We start from the raw sequence: 19,635 nt of genomic DNA on the forward strand, positions 1-19,635 counted from the left end.
TGGTTAGTGAAGAGCAAATGACCCACAACGAGCGGTGCGAGCGGCGAGCGAGGGGATGGCTGAGATAACAGAGCAAGCGAAAGAGCCGACGATACCGAAACCGGTTGCGCAGCCGAGCGGCGCAAAAGAACCTGTGGTGGCCGATCGGGTCCACGTCTGGCCTTACCTCGTCCGCAATGAGTTTATTTGTTCGATTATCGTGATGGTGATCCTGACCGTCTGGGCGATTCTGATCGATGCGCCCCTGGAAGAGCCGGCCAACCCTACACGAACCCCCAATCCGAGCAAGGCGCCATGGTATTTTCTCGGACTGCAGGAGATGCTGGTCTATTTCGACCCGTGGTTTGCCGGCGTGGTCCTGCCCAGCCTGATCATCGTCGGGTTGATGATCATCCCGTACATCGATGTGAATCCCAAGGGGAACGGCTATTACACCTTCAGAGAGCGCCCCTTTGCGATTACGACGTTTCTGTTCGGCTTTTTCTTTCTCTGGATCTCACTGATTATCACGGGCGTCTTCTTCAGGGGCCCAGGCTGGAACCTGTTCTGGCCGTGGGAGACCTGGGATCCCCATATGGTGATTGCGCTCACCAATGTCGATCTGCCCGCGTGGGGTCCGTTCAAGTGGCTGGGTAACCCCAAGATCTTCGGGGTTGAACTGATCGGACTGGTCCTGATCGCGCTCTACTTCGGTACGGCGGTCCTCTTCTACTACGCAAAACGGGATGCGAGCGACACGATCCGCCAGTTAGGCCCTGTACGGTACGGGATTGTCGCCTTCCTCTTTTTAACGATGATGAGCCTTCCCATTAAGGCGTTCCTCCGCCTGGCATTCAATGTCAAGTATGTCTGGGTGACGCCTTGGTTCAATATTTGATACCACAGTCGAGGATGCCTGGTGCAATCGTGGAGAGGGTGGCGCACGCATAAACCGGCAGAGCAGCGATCCCTGCGAGTCCTGTTCTTTATCTCGAGCATGCTCTTCATGCTGGTCGCCGTCTGGGCCGTGTGGAATGAGACGAAGAGCAGGCGTCCCTGGAAGGCGTATCAGCAAGAGTTCAATGGGCTGGAGTCCGAGCAGGTTGCTCGAGAGCTGGCTGCGCAGCGATTGAAGCTGAATGCCCCGGAGGGGCGGGCCGCCCTCGCCAGGCTGCAGGATGACCTCAAGACGGCGCAGGCGAGACTGGCCGGACCTGAGGCGGTAAAGGCGCAGCAGTTGCTGGCGCAACGCGAGGCCGAGTATGCCGAGCTCAATATGAAGGCCCAGTTCGTCAAGAGCGAACTGGATGAGGCGCTCTACTGGGTCGAGCACGCTATTTACGAAAAGAAGGATCCCACAAAGCCACGAGCCAAAGTGGCGGAGTTGGAAACGCAGTTGCGAGAGCTGACTGCGCAGGGTGATCGTCTGAACGCGCGCGTAGAGGAGACTCGAGGGGCGGTTCAACGGTTTCAGACTGATATTGATACCATTCAGGGGAGGATTGACGAGTTCAACGCCCCGGTGATCACACTGCAACGACGCCTGGAGGCGATTCAGGCTCGATCGCCGGAGGTCAAGCAGATCGTGGTGGAGGGGCTGGCGACTAACGAGTTCAAGGTGCCGATCCTGACTGTGGATCGCTGTACAACCTGCCATCTTGGAATCGATCGGGCCGGTTTTGAACAGGTTGAGCAGCCCTTTCGGACGCACCCGTACCGGGAGGTCCTGTTCGGCAATCATCAGATCGCCCGCTTCGGGTGTACGGCGTGCCATCAGGGTCAGGGGCCGACCCTTGAGGTCGAGGCAGCGCACGGCGAGGTCTCCCACTGGGATCGTCCGTTACTGCGTGGCGACTTCGTCCAGACGAGTTGCCGGAAGTGTCACGCCGACAAAAAGCAGTTTGCGCTGGCGCCGGTCTACTCGCACGGTCGACAGATGGTGGAGGATCTCGGCTGTTTCGGCTGTCATACGATTGCCGGGTTTGAGAAGGCTCAGAAGGTAGGGCCGGATCTGACGCGGATCGCCGACAAGGTCGATCCAGGCTGGCTGGTTCGGTGGATCAAAAAGCCGACAGCGTATCTGCCGAAGACGCGAATGCCGCATTTTGGGCTCTCCGACGACGATGCCTTGAATATTGCGGCCTATCTGCTCCGCGCGTCCCAGCCGATGCCGGGATTGCACGGTGCGTACAAGGCTGCCGCAACGGTTGAACGCGGACGGGAGATTGTGAGCACGGTCGGGTGCCTCGGCTGTCACCGGATTCCTGGGATCGAGCCGAAGGGCCAGCCTGCCGACACGGTATCCGCCGTCCCACCGTCGGCCGACGAACAGGACACACCGGTGATCGCCGCCAAGACCGCGCCGGGACCGAAACCGGCAAGGGCCCGGCTGATCGCACCTCCGCCCGCGTCGGAGGATCAGGATTTCGCGCCGGATCTTTCACGGATTGCCGGGAAGGTCAATGCGGACTGGCTGTTCGCCTGGGTCAAGAATCCGAAGCAGTTTCGGCCGACGACCCGGATGCCCAATCTGCGCCTTTCCGACGACGAGGCCCAGGCAGTAACCGCCTTTCTCATGACGCTGGGCCGGAAGCAGACCGATGCGGGGATAGAGCGGCAGGTCAGACGGGCCGAACGGATTGCGGCGGGCGAGCGTCTGATCCGTAAGCGGGGCTGTTTCGGCTGCCACGACATCAAGGGCTTTGAGACATCCGAAAAGATCGCGCCGGATCTCAGCAATTTCGGCCAGAAACGATTGCTGGAGCTGTTCTTCGGTGAAGCGGTCCAGGTGAAGCAGACCTGGCAGGACTACACCTTCTGGAAGCTGAAGAATCCTCAGATCTATGCGACCAAACGGGTAGAGCAGTTGATGCCAAGCTTCAACTTTACCGACGACGAGGCGAAGACGTTGCGGGTCTATCTCAAGAGCCTCGGTACCGAGCGGGTTCAGCCTCAGTTTCAGCGCGGCCTCTCCGATGAAGAGCTGACGATTCAGAACGGGCGGACCCTTGTCAAACGCTACAACTGTAACGGTTGTCATGTGATCGAGGGACAGGGCGGCGTCATTGCGGCCTTTTACGCTAACGAGACCAGGATTCCGCCTCCTCTCGAGGTGGGGATGATGCATGAGGGGGAGAAGGTCCAGGCGACCTGGCTGTATCAATTCCTCGGGAGGCCAACCCCCATCAGACCGTGGCTTGATGTTCGGATGCCGACCTTCGGCCTCAGCATCGAGGAGGCAACCGACCTGACGAAGTATTTCGCGGTAATGGGGAAGCAGCAGGTTCCCTATGAGTATGTCTCGGCAACGGAACCGTCCCCCGAGCTATTGAAGGCCGGTCGAGTGCTCATGTCGAAGGACTATTTCGACTGCTTCACCTGTCACCAGCAGGGCGAGAAGAAGCCCGAGGGGCCGCCGGAGAACTGGGCGCCCGATTTGAGTCTGGCCAAACGCCGGTTGCGGCCGGTCTGGATCGGCAAGTGGCTGAAGGATCCGCAGAAGATCCAGCCGGGGACAAAGATGCCCAGTTATTTTCCTGGCGGTCCGGACGACATCCTTAAAGGCAACGAGGATCGACAGATCCAGGCGATCACCGAATATCTGATGCACCTTGGTGAAGACTGATGTATAGTGTCGGTACGACGCGAGGCGTCCGACGAAACCGCAATGACACACCGACAGAAGGAGGCGATATTTCATGAGCACGATCCGGGAGATAGTTGCGATGACCGTAGCGGCAGGTATCTGCCTTGGGAGCGCTGGTCAAGCGTCGGCCTATGAGGGCGGCGAGGTCAAAGACGGCGGGACCATCACCGGCGCCATCAAGTTCGCCGGGACCGCACCGACGCGAAAGGAACTCCAGGTTACGAAGGATAAAGAGGTCTGCGGGAAGAAACAGCACCTCAGCTATGATCTCATTGTCGGTCCCAATAAAGGGATTGAGAATGCCGTAGTCCGCTTGGTCGACGTGAAAAAGGGGGAAAAGTGGACGATCACGAAGGCCACGCTGGATCAGAATGTCTGTGTCTACGAGCCTCATGTGGTCAAACTTCCCGCGGGCGGAGCATTGGACGTCCTGAACAGTGATGGGATCCTCCACAACATTCACACCTACAGTAAGGCAAACCCATCAATCAATAAAGCGCAGCCGAAATTTAAGAAGGTACTGACCGAGAAGTTTGCGAAACCGGAGATCATTAAGGTCACCTGTGACGCCCATAGTTGGATGCTTGGCTGGATCGTTGTCTCGGACCATCCGTATGTCGCGGTGACCAACGACAAGGGCGAATTCACCCTCAATAATGTGCCGCCCGGCACCTATAAACTGGAGGTGTGGCAGGAGACGCTGGGTAAGAAGGTCCAGGATGTTGTCGTCAAGGCCAAGCAGGAGACCAAGGTCAACGTCGAGCTCGCAAAGTAGCAGTCGCTACCAACTTAAGCATTCACCGTTTCGTAAATCCCCCCCACCCGTCCCCTCCCCCTCGAGGGGGGAGGTTCGGGGAGGGGGTGTTGCTTTCGTGTGTTCCATCTGGGGTTATAGTTCAACTCATGGGGGAGAAAATGGGGATCGCCAGGAAATACACCTACTTCTTCGGAAAGGGTCGGGCGGAAGGCAGGGCGGAGCAGAAGAATCTTTTGGGAGGCAAGGGGGCAAACCTTCATGAGATGACCGCCCTGAAGATTCCGGTACCGCCCGGCTTTACCATCTCAACCGATACCTGTATCGAGTACTTCAAGCAAGGCAGACGCTTCCCGCGCGGGCTCTGGTCGGAGGTCGAGGCGCAGGTCGCCAAGCTGGAGCGCGCCATGGGGAAGCGATTCGGCGATTCAAAGGATCCCCTTTTGGTCTCTGTCCGCTCCGGCGCCCGGATCTCAATGCCGGGGATGATGGATACCGTGTTGAACCTGGGGCTGAACGATCAGACGGTCCAGGGTCTCATCCGACGCTCTCAGAACCCGCGCTTCGCCTACGACAGCTACCGGCGACTGCTCCAGATGTTCGGAGATGTGGTGCTGGGCATCAAAAAGATTGCGTTCGAGGGGCTTCTCAGCGACATGAAGCGACAGAAGCGGGTGACGGCCGATACGGAGTTGACGGCCGAGGACCTCATGGAGTTGGTAGAAAAATTTAAGGAAGTCGTCCGCCGTGAGGCGGGACGAGAGTTTCCCCAGGATCCCAAGGAACAGCTTCGCATGGCGATCAGCGCCGTATTCGAGTCCTGGCACAACAAACGGGCGATCGAGTATCGTCGGATCTACAAGGTGCCCGACGACTGGGGGACCGCCGTCAACGTGCAGGCGATGGTCTTCGGCAATCTGGGCGAGGACTCCGGCACGGGGGTCGCGTTCACCCGCGATCCATCGATGGGGGAGAGGCGGATCTATGGAGAATTTCTCCAGAACGCCCAGGGCGAAGACGTGGTGGCCGGCATCCGGACGCCTCGCCCCATCTCCGAGTTGAAGGAGTCGTGGCCCCGTATCTATCGGGAGTTTGAGCGGATCTGTCGAACGCTGGAGCGCCATTACCGCGACATGATGGACATCGAGTTTACCATCGAGAATGGGAAGCTCTATATGTTGCAGTGTCGCGTCGGCAAACGGACGGCCCCCGCCGCCATCAAGATCGCCGTGGATATGGCGAAGGAGCGCCTGATCGATCGCAAGGTAGCCGTCCTGCGGGTCGAGCCGTGGCAGCTCGAACAACTGCTGCATCCGCGGATCGATCCAAAGCTGAAGGTCCGTAAGCTCACCAAGGGCCTGCCGGCCTCACCCGGGGCCGCCGTCGGCAAGGCGGTTTTCAGTGCGGAGGAGGCGGTAGAGGCGGCAGAGCAGAAGCAGAAGGTTATCCTGGTCAGGCCTGAGACCTCTCCCGAGGATATCGCGGGGATGGTGGCGGCGCAGGGGATCCTGACGGCTCGAGGCGGACTCACCAGCCATGCGGCGGTGGTGGCGCGTGGGATGGGGAAGGCCTGCGTGGCCGGCTGCACCGACATCGTCGTCAACGAGGAGGGCGGCTACTTCCAGATCGCCGATCTGACCGTCCGGCGAGGGGACTCGATCACCATCGACGGCACCACGGGTGATGTCATCATCGGCGAGGTGGAGTTGGTTCAGCCCGAGGAGCTGACCGGGGAATTCGGCGCCTTGATTGCGTGGGCGGACAGCTTCCGGACGATCGGCATCCGAACCAACGCCGATACGCCGACCGACGCGCGGGTTACGCGACAGTTCGGGGCCGAGGGGATCGGGCTGTGTCGGACCGAACATATGTTCTTTGAGGGTGATCGAATCGTCGCCGTACGCGAGATGATCCTGGCGAAGGACGCCGACGAGCGACGGAAGGCGCTGGCCAAGCTGCTACCGATGCAGAAACAGGACTTTAAGGCGATCTTCGAGCTGATGGACGGCCTGCCGGTTATCATCAGGACGCTCGACCCCCCGCTGCATGAGTTCCTGCCGAGAAAGGACGAGGAGATCCGAAAGGTGACGGAGAGCATGGGTGTATCGGAGGAGGCGCTGAAGGACAAGGTCCGCTACCTCCAGGAGTTCAATCCGATGCTGGGCCATCGCGGCTGCCGCTTGGGGATCAGCCACCCGGAGATCACCGAGATGCAGGCGCGGGCGATCTTTGAGGCGGCCTGCGAGCTGAAGCGGGAAGGGAAGCGCCCGTTCCCGGAGATCATGATCCCGCTTGTCGGCCACGTCAAGGAGTTACAGCTTCAGCGGGAGATCGTCGATCGGGTGGCGCGTGAGGTGATGAAGGAGTACGGTGTGAAGGTCCGTTATCTGGTAGGGACGATGATCGAGCTCCCCAGGGCGGCGTTGGTGGCCGATCAGATCGCCGAAGCGGCCGATTTCTTCTCGTTCGGGACCAACGATCTGACTCAGACTACCTTCGGCTTTTCACGCGACGACGCCGGTCGGTTCCTCCCCCTCTATCTGGAAAAGGGGATCCTGCCATCCGATCCCTTCGCCACCCTCGACGAGCAGGGGGTGGGTGCGCTGATGCGGATCGGGATCGAAAAGGGGCGTCGGACCAAGCCGCAGTTGGAGGTCGGTATCTGCGGTGAGCATGGCGGCGAACCGAACTCCGTCGAGCTCTGCCACCGCTTGGGCCTGGACTATGTGAGCTGCTCGCCGTACCGGGTTCCTATCGCCAAGCTGGCCGCGGCCCACGCCGTTCTGAAGACGAAGGTCAAGGTCAAGGAGATGGGGGAGAAATAGATCAAAGAAAAGCAGGCGGATAGACTGAAGACTGAAGGGACCAGGGGTTACACCTGACAGCCTTCAGTCTAAACTGCTAACCGCCGACATCTGAGTGCTTTCTCTGAGGACCTTATTTGGGCAACGCCGGAACGGCTACCTGCAGTTCGGGACAGCTCAGCGACTTCAGGAATGCGACGAGATCGCCCTGTTCCGGGACCGTCAGCAATAGTCGCTTGATTTCGTTCGACAGGTTCGGGTTCTTGATGCCGCCCTTATCGTAGAACTCGACGACGTCCTCGAGGGTCTTGGCGCTGCCGTCGTGGAAGTAGGGGGCGCTGGCGGCAATGTTACGCAGGGTCGGCGTCTTGAAGGCTCCCTTATCCGATTCTTTCTTGGTCACGTTATACCGTCCCAAATCGGGGTTCGGCTTGTCGAATCCTACGCCGATGTTGTGGTAGCGTTCATCGGTAAAGGCGAACCCGGTATGGCATCGTACGCAATTCCCCTTCTCGCGGAACAGTTCAAGCCCCCGCTGCTCACTCTCTGAAAGCGCGTTGTCGTCGCCATCCTCATATCGGTCGAACGCCGAATTGCCGCATACGAGGCTACGCTCGAATGCGGCGATGGCCTTCGCCACACCTGTAGCGTTGACCGTGGTCCCGAATACCTGTTTGAACTGTTTACGGTAGCCTTTAATCGCCGACAGGGTCGAGACCATGTGGTCCAGGGTATTGCCCATCTCGATCGGGTTTTCGATCGGCTTAAGGGCTTGGTCTTCGAGTGAGGCGGAACGACCATCCCAGAACTGCTCTTGACTGAAGAGCCGATTGAACGTCACGGGCGCATTCCGTTCGCCCACCTGTCCTTTGATCCCTATAGAGGTAGGACGGCCATCGGAGAACCCCTGGTCGGATGCGTGGCAGGTGGCACAGGACACGGTTCCGTCTGCCGAGAGACGGCCGTCAAAGTAAAGCTGCCGTCCCAGTTCGATCTTCTCCGGTGTCAACGGATTATCAGGCGGAATGTACGCGGCCTCTTCCTGGAGACCCAGGGGGAGTGTCAGTTTATACGGAGCCTCTGCCTCGCTCCGATTGAGAAGGCTGCCTACGACAAGTATCGCGACAATAACCGAACGCCAGGAAATATCCGGAACGCTGGATTCCGGCTTTCGCCGGAATGACGATAGAGAGAACGCTGACCTCTTCATCGAACTCTCAACTCAGAACACTGGATCACGCGAACCCGATCGCTTGTGTGGCCTCAAACTGTTGCCCGCGACTGTTGGTCGCGACAATCCGAATGGTCGATTCTTTCGATGCCCTCACGGTAAAGGTAATGAACGGATTGTCGCTGATAGCTGGGGTCATCTCGTAACGGCTCACCGGGCGATTTCCATACAAGACCGTCATCTCTTTCAGGTAAAAGGGATCGGCCTCTTGAACAAATCGTGTGCCGTGATGGACTAAGCCGGTCCGGCTCGGATGTTTGACGTTGATCTGCACCCGGACGATGTCGCCTCGTCTGATCTGTCCGCGCTCGACCAGCTCGGGGATGCGGATGACCGGCGGGCCGATCGTGTCGTCCGATTCGTCGGCGCTTGCACATCCGCCTGCTCCCTCAGGAATCGTAATCGATCGGCTTGTCGTCCAACGCCCGTGGCGGGTGCATTCGGCAATGGCCAGAACCGTAGAGGTGCCGCTGTTCATGCGAGCTTGCACAGAGAGATAGGCCAGGCCGTTGGCGGGGCTTAAGTGAAAGATCCCTTTTGACGGGATCGGATCGGTTTCGTTCAGGATCTGGAGACTCTTAATATAGTGGTCCGTCTCCATCGGGTGATGCATCTCGACAACGAGTGGAACATTCGCCCCATTGCGTGTGAAGGGTGGCGCCGTGAGGACGAGCGGGTACGCCTGTTGAAGGGGGGTCAGACCGCCCGAATCTGCTGGGCCTTGCAACTCGGGAGTCGCGGCGATGGCCGACCCGCCGCCCTCCAGTTTGGCGACCCACACGGTGAGCAGCGTTGACGCGAGACGGAGAAAGGTTCGCCTCGACACCGTCGGTGCCGCCGACCACGCGGACCGCCCACATCCGTTCGTATCGACCTCTGTCATCCATGGCTCCTGCATTCAGCCGTTGTGACTTAGTGCCGTCCGGGTTCGAGCCTTGAACCCCGGGTGGACCAGTAGATGTACGCCTCCAGCGCCTTCATTGCGTCTGAGTCGTCTTCGATCCTTTCACCTTCGGCCGGTTTTTCGATGCACCAGTTGATCATATCCCGCAGCGTTGAAAACTTGTTGACCTGTTCCTGGAATTTGGGAAATGTATACGGGTGGGTGTCCGACGCAAAGGGGTGACACATCGCGCATGCCATCCCGGTATTGGACAGGGTCACGCCCAGCCGTTTCTGTGTAGCCTCGTCACCGTGGAAGAGCAGGTCACCCACCTTCACCTGCTCCATAAAGACCTGTTCGAACGCCTTGAGTTGCTCAGGCGTATGCTTGGCCTTGTGTGCGAGAGCCGGGTTGCCGTAGACGACGCCGACGAGCAGACCCAGGAGAGAGGCGCCCAGTACGGTTCTTCCATAATGATATTGGCGTTTCATCGCGGTCCTCCTCTTGGATATGCGACCGGTCGGTGGTTACTTGTACGCGCCGTAGTAGGGCCACTCGCGGTCGGCTATTCGCGGGCTTAGGATCTGATTGTTGTTATCCGCGCATCCTGAGTCCCACGGTGCCTCTCCGAGAATATCCTTTCGCCACATGACGTATTCATTTTCGATCTTCTCGGCGGCGCTCATCGTCAATTTCGACCACCCGACCCCGTCAAAGGGATCGCCGGGATCGACGCGAACCTTGCACCTGGTCAACGCCGGCACCCCCTCAGGCGCATACGGCCAGGTCCAGGACGTGGCCAGCATCCCGATCGAGCGCACCTTTCCGATCTCGTTGTATAACACCTGATGGGTGTGGCCGTGGATATTGGTGACGTTCGTATACGGCCTCAGCACCTCATGAACCTCGCGCCAGTCCCGCACCCAGAAATTCCACGGCGGGTAGTATTCATATAGCGGGTTGTGGCTGAAGATGACGACCGGCTTGTTCTTAGGCCAGTCTGACAGCGTGCGGGCAAGCCATTCGAGCTGGTCGCGGCCGACACCGGCCCACGCGCCGGCCACACTCCCATCGAGGGTGGCCATGTGGCCCATCCGCTCCTTAGGGGTCATCCTCTTCGCTGTCCAGTAGTCGGGACCGCGACTGACCGTATCGAGTCCGATAAAGCGGACCCCCTTGTGATCGAAGGTCCAGGTGGGCTTACCGAAGAGCTGTTGCCACCTCGCTCCCATATCGAGGTACCAGTCATGTTCGCCTGGGATAAACACTTTCTTGATGGTGATCTCTTTCAGAATATCAGCCCCAAGCTCCAGCTCGACCGGATCGCCGAGTTGCGCCAGATCGCCGCCATAGATCAGGAAATCGGCGGGTGGGGACATGGTCTGGAGATCTTTCACCGCCCGGGTGACCTTGTCGACGAAGCGGGTGTTGACGGTCTTTGGGTAGAGGTGGGAGTCGGAGATCCAGGCGAACTTGAAGGCTTCAGCGCCAAACGCCAGATCGAGCGTATTCATCCATGGCAGCCATCCGGCGGACGCCGCCCCGGCGGCCGCGCCGGCCAGCAGCGACTTGTGGATGAACACCCGCCGGGTGATTTCCATGCTCGTATCCGGTCGCTCGCCGGGTTGCTTCAATGTGTGGTCCATCTCACGGCGTTGGTTCGCAACCTCTGCGGACGCGCCGACCTTTCGCCACCACACACGTCTTGCCTGTGCTCTCAGGAGCCGTAGTCGGTCACGATCGCGGCCATAGTCATCCATCGTACGAACCTCCTTTACGCCGATCCGCGCGGGTTCCCACGTCGCTCACTTATTCAAGTCGACCTGAACCGATACCGCTTCATTCGCCTTCACAACAACCGGGACCTCTACAGTCCCGACGTACTCTTGCCAGGTCACAAGGGTATAGGCGCCGGCCGGAACGCCGGTGATCGTGAAGCTGCCGTCGTTGACGGTTACAGCGAAGTAGGGATTGTCGGCGACATAGATCCACCCCAGCATCCAACCGTGTGCGTCGCACTCAACCCGGACCATCCCGGTCTTCTTGAGCGGTCGGACGACGCGGTCGCCCTTATTCGGCAATGTCACGCTGAAGACGGTTCGTTTTCCCAGAAACCCGTGCGTGGCATGCAGCACCGGATCGACGGTGTTGATTTCAAGGTCGGACTCGACCGGGACGACCTGGACGTGGGGTACAAAATCACAGTTCTTATTGGTGAGCGTGGGTGTCTTCGCATGCCGATCCCAGGGTTTGCCGCTTCCAACCGCTTTCAGGAATACGACGGCATCCTGAACACCCCGGTCCTCACTGAGGATCACCTGGGGTTCCTCGCGGATTCCACCGCAGACCTCTTGGTCTTTTGTGGGGATGATCATCTTCAGCGGAGGCGGCGAACCATGAAAGATCACTTTTCCGGTGATGGTTCCGCCGTCGGTAACGGGGGTTTCTTGACAGGAATAGGCGATAGGAGTACGGGTAGTCAGAGCAACCGTAAGAGCAACGACGCTGAACAACATTCTCGAAGGTCTCATGGCTCAGCCTCCTCGGTTAAATCACAAGCTACGGTCTACAACGGTGTTTGTCAAGAATTTTCTCGATGTTTTTTTGGGGATTGTCGGAGAATGAGCGCATGGTGGATGGTAAGGTTCTGTCGCCGTCGGCCGCCTGGTGATGGCCTATCATGAGCGGAGGAGGGAAGGCCGTGAAAGTGGAGGAGGGCGGAAGACCCCCCCTCCACTTCTACCTACTTTGGAAGCGCAGGCGCGGCTACCTTGAGATCGGGACAGCTCAGCGACTTCATAAACGCCGTCAGATCTCCCTTTTCCCGGGCCGTTAGCTTGAGCGGCTTGATCTCTTTTGAAAGATTCGGATTGGTGATGCCGCCTTTATCGTAGAAATCAATCACCGCCTCCAATGTCTTCTCGCTGCCATCATGCATATAGGGGGCGCTGGCGGCGATATTGCGCAGGGTCGGAGTCTTGAAGGCGCCCGTGTCGGACTCCTTCTTGGTAACCTTGAAGCGGCCGAGATCCGGGTCCTTTTTGCCCATCCCTACGCCGAGGTTGTGATAACTTTCATCGGTGAAGTTGAAGCCGGTATGACACGCAACACAATTAGCCTTTTTCCCTTGAAAGAGGGTGAGCCCCCGCTGGGCGCTTGGCGAGAGGGCCTTCTTATCGCCGGCCTCAAACCTATCGAAGGCAGAGTTGCCGCAAACGAGCGTCCGCTCGAAGGATGCGATAGCCTTGGCGACACCCTCCTTTGTGACCCCCGTCCCGAAGGCCTTTTTAAATTGCTCCTTATACCCCTGCATCTTATCCAGTGTCGCCACCATGGCGGGCAGGGTGTGGCCCATTTCGATCGGGTTCTGAACCGGACCCAGTGCCTGGTCTTCCAACGAGGGGGACCGGCCGTCCCAGAACTGATCCTGGCTGAAGAGCCGATTGATCGTCACTGGGGCATTGCGTCCTCCCACCTGTCCTTTGATCCCGGTCGAGGTAGGGCGGCCGTCGGAGAACCCTTTATCCGGCGCATGGCAGGTGGCGCAGGCGACGGTCCCATCGGCTGAGAGCCGCGGATCAAAATAGAGCTGCTTGCCGAGGTTGATCTTGTCGGCTGTTAACGGATTGTCCGGCGGGATATACGCCGCGTCCTCTTGCAGGCCCAACGGCAACTTGAGCTTGTATGTCCCTTCCGCACCGCTTTCTGTGGCAGAAAGACTCACTGCGATGGAGAAGAGTGTGCCAACCATGAGTACCTGTCTTGCCCGTCGTTGCATCCTGTCCCTCCCGGTCTGTGTGAGACCGCCATGTATGCTACCAGGTTCGGATCGGATTACCTGCATCCGTTCAACAACTGCATCGATCATTTCGGCGTTCCTATATAGCACATCCAACAAGGCAACACAATTGCGCCCCGGAAATTTGTGGTGGGCGTTAAGGCGCGTGCGATCGGATACTGCACAAACAGAGATTCCGGTTTTTCATTGACTTCACTGTGCGGCTCGGATAGAAAACAGAGGTGATGACAGATCATGACGAAAGATCACTCGGCCACATACGGACGCACCGCGCCAGCCCCTGGCCTAACCGCGTTGCGCTATCGACCGCGGCGGCTACCTTGGTGCTGATTTTTGTCGGCGGCCTGGTCACAAACACCGGTGCGGGCCTGGCGGTGCCGGACTGGCCGACGACATTCGGGCACAACATGTTCCTCTACCCGTGGTCGCAGATGGTAGGCGGGATCTTCTACGAGCACAGTCATCGACTGATCGGATCGCTGGTGGGCCTGCTCACCGTCGTAATGGCTCTTGTGCTCTGGTGGAAAGAACCGAAGGGATCGGCTCGACGACTGGCAATGATCGCCGTCGGCGCCGTCATCGTTCAAGGGGTACTGGGCGGTCTGCGAGTGATCCTGACGCCGACCGGGAGCGAACTTGCGCTCATCCATGGCCTGCTGGCGCACGCCTTCTTTGCCCTCATCGTCAGCGTGACGGTCTTGACCTCTGCCGAGTGGAAACAGAGGCCGAGGATACCAATGATGGCCGATGATAAAGCAGTTCCGCGTCTCTGTCTTTTGACCACCGGTGTGATCTGCCTCCAGATCTTGTTTGGGGGGATGTTGACCCATATCGGCGACTGGATCTGGGCGCACCTGGTGTGTGCTGCTCTTGTCGCTGTCGCGGTCTGCTATCTGGCACGACATATTCTGAGGGGTCATTCGAATCAGGCGCAGTTCGCTCGTCCCGTGACGTTACTCCTCGGTCTGTTAGGGCTGCAGCTTCTATTGGGGCTCGGGTCGTATGTGAACCGCTTTACCTCCCTCGAAATCCCCTTTGCGATCGTGGTACGATTGGCGCTTCCGACTGTCCACAGGATCACGGGCGCGCTGATGCTGGCTGCCTGTGTCGTGCTGACGCTGCGGGCCTGTCGAATACCGGCAACACGGCGAATCGGCGGCGATCGGGAATTGATTGCGGACCGGGTGCATGTATGATGTCCATCGCGCATACATTGGGAGTCGAATTTACGCGCGCATCCAGGCGAGCGGCGGATTTCGTGTCGCTGATGAAGCCGCGTATCCTGCTGATGGTCCTGTTTACGACCTGTGCGGGTTTCTACCTGGGGGTTCCCGGTGGGACCGACTACGCGGCGCTCCTGCAGGTTCTGATCGGTACGGCGCTTGCTGGGGGCGGAACGCTTGCGCTGAACCAGTTTCTCGAGCGGGACCTGGATACCAGGATGGTGCGGACGCAGCTTCGGCCGCTGCCGTCCGGTCGGCTCCAGCCGACGGAGGCGTTACTTTTTGGCGTACTGCTCGTCATCGTCGGCCTGCTCTACCTGGCGCTCTCGGTCAATGTCGTGAGCAGTATCGCGGCGGCGGCCACAATGGGAGGCTATCTGTTGCTGTACACGCCGATGAAGCGTAAGAGCGCGTGGTGTCTCGTTATCGGAGCGCTACCGGGGGCGTTGCCGCCGCTGATCGGCTGGACGGCGGCGACGGGCGGGATCGGCATCGAGGCGTGGGTACTGTTCACCATCCTGTATGTGTGGCAGCTTCCGCACACGCTGGCCATCGCTATGCAGTATCGGGACGATTTTGCCAGGGCAGGGATTCGACTCCTACCCGCGATCGATCCGAACGACACCATCGCGAGGGTGCAGATTGTGACGCATTGCCTCCTTCTGCTCGCCGTCAGCCTGCTGCCGACCGTGATCGGGTTTGCCGGCCTTCTCTATGGGCTGGGCGCGGTGACACTGGGTCTCGGGATGCTGGGTTGCGCAGTTGTGCTCATCCGGCGGCGGTCGACGACGGACGCCAGGCGGCTGGTGCTCGCGTCGCTCGTCTACCTCCCGGTCCTGCTCCTGCTGATGATGGTGGACCAGGTACCGCTGTAGTGCCAGGGATTGAGTGCGTAGCCGTCAGTTGACCGAACACCCCACAAGATATTGTACCCGTGGCGCGGGCGTAGAAACGATGTCCTTTCGCGACGATATCCCGGACTACGAGAGCTATCAGGATGGTCCCCTCTTCTATACAAGGATACCACCTACTCTGGTTGCCCCCCTCAAGGTGCTCATCCTCAAGGGTATCCGGTCCGCCGAGCATCTCAAAACGATCTGCAACGATATCGCCTCTCGCGTCCCTTGCGAACCGACGCAGAACATCGGCTGGGACTGGCTTATCAACGATCTGGATGTGATGCTTGAACGAGTGATCAGGAAGCGAAAGTTACATAAGTTTATGGATTTTCTTCATGACTTCGCTGACGGTCACGGAGGAACAGAATTCGTGGAGGAACTGAATACGATACTGTACACGCACAACTTCGGGTATCGATTGGTTCCGGACGACCGCGATGATGGTGAGGGGTACACGTGGGACATTCATAAGGCTCCCGAGTGAGTGGCCGGACGGCGTGTCCGGCTACGTCGAAGCCTTGCGGAATGAGGAAATTTTTCTTGACAAGCGCCTCACAATGCGTAGAATCCGGCTTCGGATTACCACGGCCCGCCGAAGCCACCAGCCCGCCGCTCGTACTCTTCGGGACCGGCACTAGAGACGGTGTAGAGTGTGGTGCCCGCCCGCTCGTGGTGCGTCATGTGCGAACGGTATGCCGGCGTGGGGTCGGAACAACACAGTAATATTGGATGCGTGTGAAAGGAGGGGGAAGTCGAGATGGCGGAGAAGCCACAAGGCGCCAAACTGGCCAGCCGCACCAAGAACCAGGTCAAAAAAACGGCCGGGCAGTGCCAGTGCGGCGGTGATTTGATCTGGAGCATGGTGTTTAATCCGCGCGGTCGGATGATGAAGGTATGCGAGAAGTGCGGCGTCGCCCTGCCCAAGGTGGGGTAGGCATAGGGTCGTACGCGGCCTGTTCGTGAGAGCGAGAGGGCTCCCCGGTATCGTATCGGGGAGCCCTTTCCATTGTATGGCAAATGTCACATGGGGTGTCGGCACGTCGTCGCTCGAGCGTCGCGGGGGATCGGACCGTCTCAGTCACCCGGGAGATAATGCTTGGCAGTGACCGGTTCGAACAGTATCATGGCCTCGAGTCCGACAGCTAATCCTGATCACTCGTAACACGCTGTGCGCAGGAACGTTACGACGCAAGGCCGACGTAAACGGAACGGGAAGAAAGATGGAGCTTTACGGGCGAGTGGCATTGGTGACGGGGGCGGCCAGGCGTGTCGGCCGAGCCATCGCCCTGGCGTTGGCCGGCCGGGGCGCCGACGTGGTGATCCACTATAAGAGCAGCGCCGACGAGGCCAACGAGGTGGTGCAAGCGGTTGAGCGCCTCGGCCGACGTGCGTCTACGATTCAGGCGGACCTGGCGGAATCGGATCAGGTCGAGATGCTGGCCGATTGTGCCGTGAAGGCGTTTGGGAAGATCGATGTCCTGGTCAACAGCGCCGCGATCTTTCGGAGGACGCCGCTCGATCGGCTCACCGTCGGGGAGTGGGAGCAGTTCCTGCGGGTGAACGTGACGGGACCTTTTTTCCTGACCAGACGACTGGGCCTGCTGATGCGGCAGCAGGGATCGGGAAAGATTATCAACATTGCCGATGTGGCGGGGATCCGGCCGTGGGCCGACTTCCTCCCCTATTCGATTTCGAAGGGGATGGTGATCGCCATGACCCAGGGACTCGCGAAGGCGCTGGCGCCGGAGGTCCAGGTGAACGCCGTCGCGCCCGGTACGGTGTTGCCGGCAGAGGGGTATGATGAGCAGGAGCGGGCGTCGATCATCAGGCGTACCCCGCTCAAACGGATCGGCGACCCGGCCGATATCGCTCAGACCGTCCTCTTTCTTGTGGAGGGCTCTGATTTCATCACCGGCCAGGTTGTGGTGGTGGATGGGGGCCGATCGATCCTGTAACACGTGACGAGGAATCAGATGAGTCCTACACTGTATCTGCGGCAGATCGAAGTGGGGGAGATGGCCAACTACGTCTATCTGATCGGCTCGACCAGGACGAAGAAGGCGGCTGTTATCGATCCCGCCTGGGAGATCGACAGAATCGTGAAGCTTGCCCAAGCCGATGGAATGCGGCTCACCCATATCCTGGTCACCCATACCCATCCCGATCACGTGGGCGGCAAACTGTTCAATCTGCAGATCCAGGGGGTAGCGGAACTGCTCGACCGGATCGATGCCAAGGTGATCGTTCATCAGGCTGAGGCGAGCCATCTGACCCCCTTTGCCGGATCGAACATCATGCGGGTCGAGCACGGCGATACGCTGAGCCTGGGCGACATCGTCGTCACGATGATCCATACGCCCGGCCATACGCCGGGATCGCAATGTTTCCTGGTGCAGGATCATCTGATTGCCGGCGACACACTGTTCATCGGATCGTGCGGCCGCGTCGACCTGCCGAGCAGCAGCCCCGAGCAGATGTACGATTCGCTGACCAATCGGGTCATGAAACTGGACGACAAGACAGTGGTCTTGCCGGGCCACAACTACGCCGCAGGTCGAACCTCCAGCAGTATCGGCGAAGAGCGCAACACAAACCCTTATCTACAGTGCCGCTCCCTCGCGGCGTTTCTCCGCGTTACGGGCCATGCCTGAGCCCTTCACTGTGCCAGGTATTCGACAACGAGCGGGCGCGGTCTATTCTGCGTCCCGACTCTCCACCTACGAATCCTGCCCCCTTCAATACCGGTACCGTTACATCGATCGGATTCCAAGGGCAGAAGAGTCGATTGAGGCATACCTCGGCTCACGAGTCCATGAGGTGTTGAGCGCACTGTACGTGACGCTGCAGCATGGCGGCCAACCAGGCCTGGCAGATCTGCTGGCAGACTATCACCGGCTGTGGGACCAGCGCTGGCACGATCAGGTCAAGATCGTCAAGCGGGACCGCTCCGTTGAGTATTATAAAGAGTTCGGCGAGCGGTGTCTGGTCAACTATTACCGGGCGCATCAGCCGTTCAACCACGGTCAGACGCTGGGATTGGAACATCAGGTGGCGACCTCTCTTGATCCCCATGGTTGCTATAAGATTCAGGGCTACATCGACCGGTTCGTCGGTGTCGGGGCGGGGCGTTATGAGATTCACGACTATAAGACGTCCGGTCGTCTGCCGAGCCAGCAGGACGTCGACGTCGATCGGCAACTGGCCCTCTATCAGCTCGCGGTAGAGCAGACATGGCCGGACGCGAAAGAGATCACTCTGGTCTGGCACTACCTCGCCTTTGGCAGGGAACTCCGTTCAAGACGAACACCGCAGGCGCTTGATCGCCTGAGACGTTCGACGATTGGGGTGATCGACCGGATTGAGGCCGATACCGAGTTTGCGCCGATCAAGAGCAACCTGTGCCACTGGTGCGCCTTCCAAAGCATCTGCCCGATCTGGACAGACCGCTCCGACGCCATTCGCATATCATCTACCGCCGCTGCCGGCAACGGACAATTCATGGAAGCGCAGAGCACAGGCGAGCGAGGGGGGCTGGACTTACAAACCGTTACTCGCGATGCGCTTCGGGAGGCGATTGTCACGGCGGCCGAACATGAAGCGACTGAGGTCCGCTTCGCCGAACACGATCAACTCTGGATCAGTGTGGGCCGGGTGCAGTCACGGACCAACCGGGACGGTGCCATGGACGGGTGGGTCCGGCTGTCGGCCGAAAGCTTACCGTTGCTCCTGAGGCAGGTGGAACTGGCGCGGTTGAGCGCTCCCTTTGTAGACAAGCTGCAACGGTACCTTGCGTTGTGATCGTATGTCGCCACTTCTTCGGTACGCACCGGTGTCAACCCCGCTTGGCCGGCTCTATGTAGCCTATCGCGGCATGACTGTCTGCTGTGCCGCCCTCGAGTCGAACGGCCGGGGCTTTGAGCGGTTATGTGCGAGAGAGTTCGGCGTTTGCCCCATACGGGTTTCCTCCATCCCGGAGAAGATGGCTATACAGATACGGAATGCCTTGGCGGGGAGGCGGCGTTTCACCGGCCGGATCGACCTGTCCAGCCTCACGCCCTTCCAACAGAGGGTCTTGCAAAAGGTTCGAACCATCCCCGCCGGCGAGGTGCGCTCGTACCGATGGGTCGCACAGGCGATTGGCGCGGAGCGGGCGGTACGTGCGGTCGGGACGGCATTGGCAAACAATCCGGTTCCGCTGTTGATTCCCTGCCATCGTGTGGTCAGGAGCGATGGTCGCCTCGGTGAGTATTCCGGTGGCGGCTCGTCCGTCAAAGCAAAGTTGCTGGCCCGGGAGGGTGTCGATCTGGATCGCCTCATGCAGCGGCAGAATCGCCGATCGTTCACCGTCGTCCGACGCAAGGGCGGTGCGGATCGGCCGGGTTCTGCGGCTTGACAGCTCCAAGGCCCTTGGCTATAG

Annotated in this window: 17 protein-coding genes; 11 read left to right on the top strand and 6 right to left on the bottom strand. The window is 59.4% G+C overall.

Translation table 11 applies throughout. The features are described from left to right. The first annotated feature begins 55 nt into the window (after positions 1 to 55). The 4 genes from C3F12_08560 to C3F12_08575 all read left to right on the top strand — a co-directional run bounded on the left by C3F12_08560 (position 56) and on the right by C3F12_08575 (position 7,204). Positions 56 to 877, top strand: coding sequence for a cytochrome C (locus C3F12_08560; GenBank protein ID PWB46103.1), 822 nt, complete (start codon positions 56 to 58; stop codon positions 875 to 877). Positions 878 to 898: 21 nt separating this feature from the next. After that, on the top strand, positions 899 to 3,604 hold the full coding sequence (locus C3F12_08565) for a hypothetical protein (GenBank protein ID PWB46104.1): 2,706 nt from the start codon (positions 899 to 901) through the stop codon (positions 3,602 to 3,604). Positions 3,605 to 3,677: 73 nt separating this feature from the next. Beyond that, a complete protein-coding gene (locus C3F12_08570) occupies positions 3,678 to 4,400 on the top strand; it encodes a hypothetical protein (protein ID PWB46105.1) in 723 nt (240 codons plus the stop codon). Between the two features lie 146 nt (positions 4,401 to 4,546). Further along, entirely contained in the window at positions 4,547 to 7,204 is a 2,658-nt protein-coding gene (locus C3F12_08575; GenBank protein ID PWB46407.1) for a pyruvate, phosphate dikinase, read from the top strand. A 112-nt stretch (positions 7,205 to 7,316) separates the two neighbouring features. Here C3F12_08575 and C3F12_08580 read toward each other — a convergent pair whose 3' ends face one another. The 6 genes from C3F12_08580 to C3F12_08605 all read right to left on the bottom strand — a co-directional run bounded on the left by C3F12_08580 (position 7,317) and on the right by C3F12_08605 (position 13,075). Beyond that, entirely contained in the window at positions 7,317 to 8,393 is a 1,077-nt protein-coding gene (locus C3F12_08580) for a cytochrome-c peroxidase (GenBank protein PWB46106.1), read from the bottom strand. 25 nt (positions 8,394 to 8,418) lie between these two features. Beyond that, the gene (locus C3F12_08585) at positions 8,419 to 9,312 is read right to left on the bottom strand and encodes a hypothetical protein (protein ID PWB46107.1); all 894 of its coding nucleotides are present in this window, start codon (positions 9,310 to 9,312) and stop codon (positions 8,419 to 8,421) included. A gap of 14 nt (positions 9,313 to 9,326) precedes the next feature. Beyond that, positions 9,327 to 9,788: a hypothetical protein gene (locus C3F12_08590; GenBank protein ID PWB46108.1), complete on the bottom strand. Its 462-nt coding sequence runs from the start codon at positions 9,786 to 9,788 to the stop codon at positions 9,327 to 9,329. Between the two features lie 36 nt (positions 9,789 to 9,824). Further along, a complete protein-coding gene (locus C3F12_08595; GenBank protein PWB46408.1) occupies positions 9,825 to 10,943 on the bottom strand; it encodes a metallophosphoesterase in 1,119 nt (372 codons plus the stop codon). A 159-nt stretch (positions 10,944 to 11,102) separates the two neighbouring features. Further along, positions 11,103 to 11,828, bottom strand: coding sequence for a hypothetical protein (locus C3F12_08600; protein ID PWB46109.1), 726 nt, complete (start codon positions 11,826 to 11,828; stop codon positions 11,103 to 11,105). A gap of 212 nt (positions 11,829 to 12,040) precedes the next feature. Beyond that, positions 12,041 to 13,075 (bottom strand): cytochrome-c peroxidase, encoded by a 1,035-nt coding sequence (locus C3F12_08605; protein PWB46409.1) that lies wholly within the window; start codon positions 13,073 to 13,075, stop codon positions 12,041 to 12,043. 245 nt (positions 13,076 to 13,320) lie between these two features. Between C3F12_08605 and C3F12_08610 the strand changes: the two genes are divergently transcribed. The 7 genes from C3F12_08610 (at position 13,321) to C3F12_08640 (ending at position 19,611) form a co-directional block, all read left to right on the top strand. Beyond that, positions 13,321 to 14,292 carry a hypothetical protein gene (locus C3F12_08610; GenBank protein PWB46110.1) on the top strand — a complete coding sequence of 324 codons (972 nt, stop codon included), beginning with the start codon at positions 13,321 to 13,323 and terminating at the stop codon, positions 14,290 to 14,292. Further along, positions 14,289 to 15,194, top strand: a complete 906-nt coding sequence (gene cyoE, locus C3F12_08615; protein PWB46111.1) for a protoheme IX farnesyltransferase — start codon at positions 14,289 to 14,291, stop codon at positions 15,192 to 15,194. Before C3F12_08610 ends, cyoE begins: the two co-directional genes overlap by 4 nt. A 79-nt stretch (positions 15,195 to 15,273) precedes the next feature. Further along, entirely contained in the window at positions 15,274 to 15,702 is a 429-nt protein-coding gene (locus C3F12_08620; GenBank protein PWB46112.1) for a hypothetical protein, read from the top strand. 736 nt (positions 15,703 to 16,438) lie between these two features. Beyond that, complete coding sequence (locus C3F12_08625; GenBank protein PWB46113.1) at positions 16,439 to 17,173, top strand: hypothetical protein; 735 nt, start codon at positions 16,439 to 16,441, stop codon at positions 17,171 to 17,173. Between the two features lie 18 nt (positions 17,174 to 17,191). Next, entirely contained in the window at positions 17,192 to 17,869 is a 678-nt protein-coding gene (locus C3F12_08630) for an MBL fold metallo-hydrolase (protein PWB46114.1), read from the top strand. After that, complete coding sequence (locus C3F12_08635) at positions 17,862 to 19,016, top strand: hypothetical protein (GenBank protein PWB46115.1); 1,155 nt, start codon at positions 17,862 to 17,864, stop codon at positions 19,014 to 19,016. Before C3F12_08630 ends, C3F12_08635 begins: the two co-directional genes overlap by 8 nt. 4 nt (positions 19,017 to 19,020) lie before the next feature. Beyond that, a complete protein-coding gene (locus C3F12_08640) occupies positions 19,021 to 19,611 on the top strand; it encodes a cysteine methyltransferase (protein PWB46116.1) in 591 nt (196 codons plus the stop codon). Positions 19,612 to 19,635 lie beyond the last annotated feature (24 nt).

The organism is Candidatus Methylomirabilota bacterium, assembly GCA_003104975.1.
Classification (GTDB): Bacteria; Methylomirabilota; Methylomirabilia; order Methylomirabilales; family Methylomirabilaceae; genus Methylomirabilis.

Excerpts from the sequence above, each read along its gene's own strand:
- C3F12_08560 (PWB46103.1), top strand. The coding sequence starts at position 56 with ATGGCTGAGATAACAGAGCAAGCGAAAGAGCCGACGATACCGAAACCG.
- C3F12_08570 (PWB46105.1), top strand. The coding sequence starts at position 3,678 with ATGAGCACGATCCGGGAGATAGTTGCGATGACCGTAGCGGCAGGTATC.
- C3F12_08580 (PWB46106.1), bottom strand. The coding sequence starts at position 8,393 with ATGAAGAGGTCAGCGTTCTCTCTATCGTCATTCCGGCGAAAGCCGGAA.
- C3F12_08585 (PWB46107.1), bottom strand. The coding sequence starts at position 9,312 with ATGCAGGAGCCATGGATGACAGAGGTCGATACGAACGGATGTGGGCGG.
- C3F12_08590 (PWB46108.1), bottom strand. The coding sequence starts at position 9,788 with ATGAAACGCCAATATCATTATGGAAGAACCGTACTGGGCGCCTCTCTC.
- C3F12_08595 (PWB46408.1), bottom strand. The coding sequence starts at position 10,943 with ATGGACCACACATTGAAGCAACCCGGCGAGCGACCGGATACGAGCATG.
- C3F12_08600 (PWB46109.1), bottom strand. The coding sequence starts at position 11,828 with ATGAGACCTTCGAGAATGTTGTTCAGCGTCGTTGCTCTTACGGTTGCT.
- C3F12_08605 (PWB46409.1), bottom strand. The coding sequence starts at position 13,075 with ATGCAACGACGGGCAAGACAGGTACTCATGGTTGGCACACTCTTCTCC.
- C3F12_08610 (PWB46110.1), top strand. The coding sequence starts at position 13,321 with ATGACAGATCATGACGAAAGATCACTCGGCCACATACGGACGCACCGC.
- cyoE (PWB46111.1), top strand. The coding sequence starts at position 14,289 with ATGATGTCCATCGCGCATACATTGGGAGTCGAATTTACGCGCGCATCC.
- C3F12_08620 (PWB46112.1), top strand. The coding sequence starts at position 15,274 with ATGTCCTTTCGCGACGATATCCCGGACTACGAGAGCTATCAGGATGGT.
- C3F12_08625 (PWB46113.1), top strand. The coding sequence starts at position 16,439 with ATGGAGCTTTACGGGCGAGTGGCATTGGTGACGGGGGCGGCCAGGCGT.
- C3F12_08630 (PWB46114.1), top strand. The coding sequence starts at position 17,192 with ATGAGTCCTACACTGTATCTGCGGCAGATCGAAGTGGGGGAGATGGCC.
- C3F12_08635 (PWB46115.1), top strand. The coding sequence starts at position 17,862 with ATGCCTGAGCCCTTCACTGTGCCAGGTATTCGACAACGAGCGGGCGCG.
- C3F12_08640 (PWB46116.1), top strand. The coding sequence starts at position 19,021 with ATGTCGCCACTTCTTCGGTACGCACCGGTGTCAACCCCGCTTGGCCGG.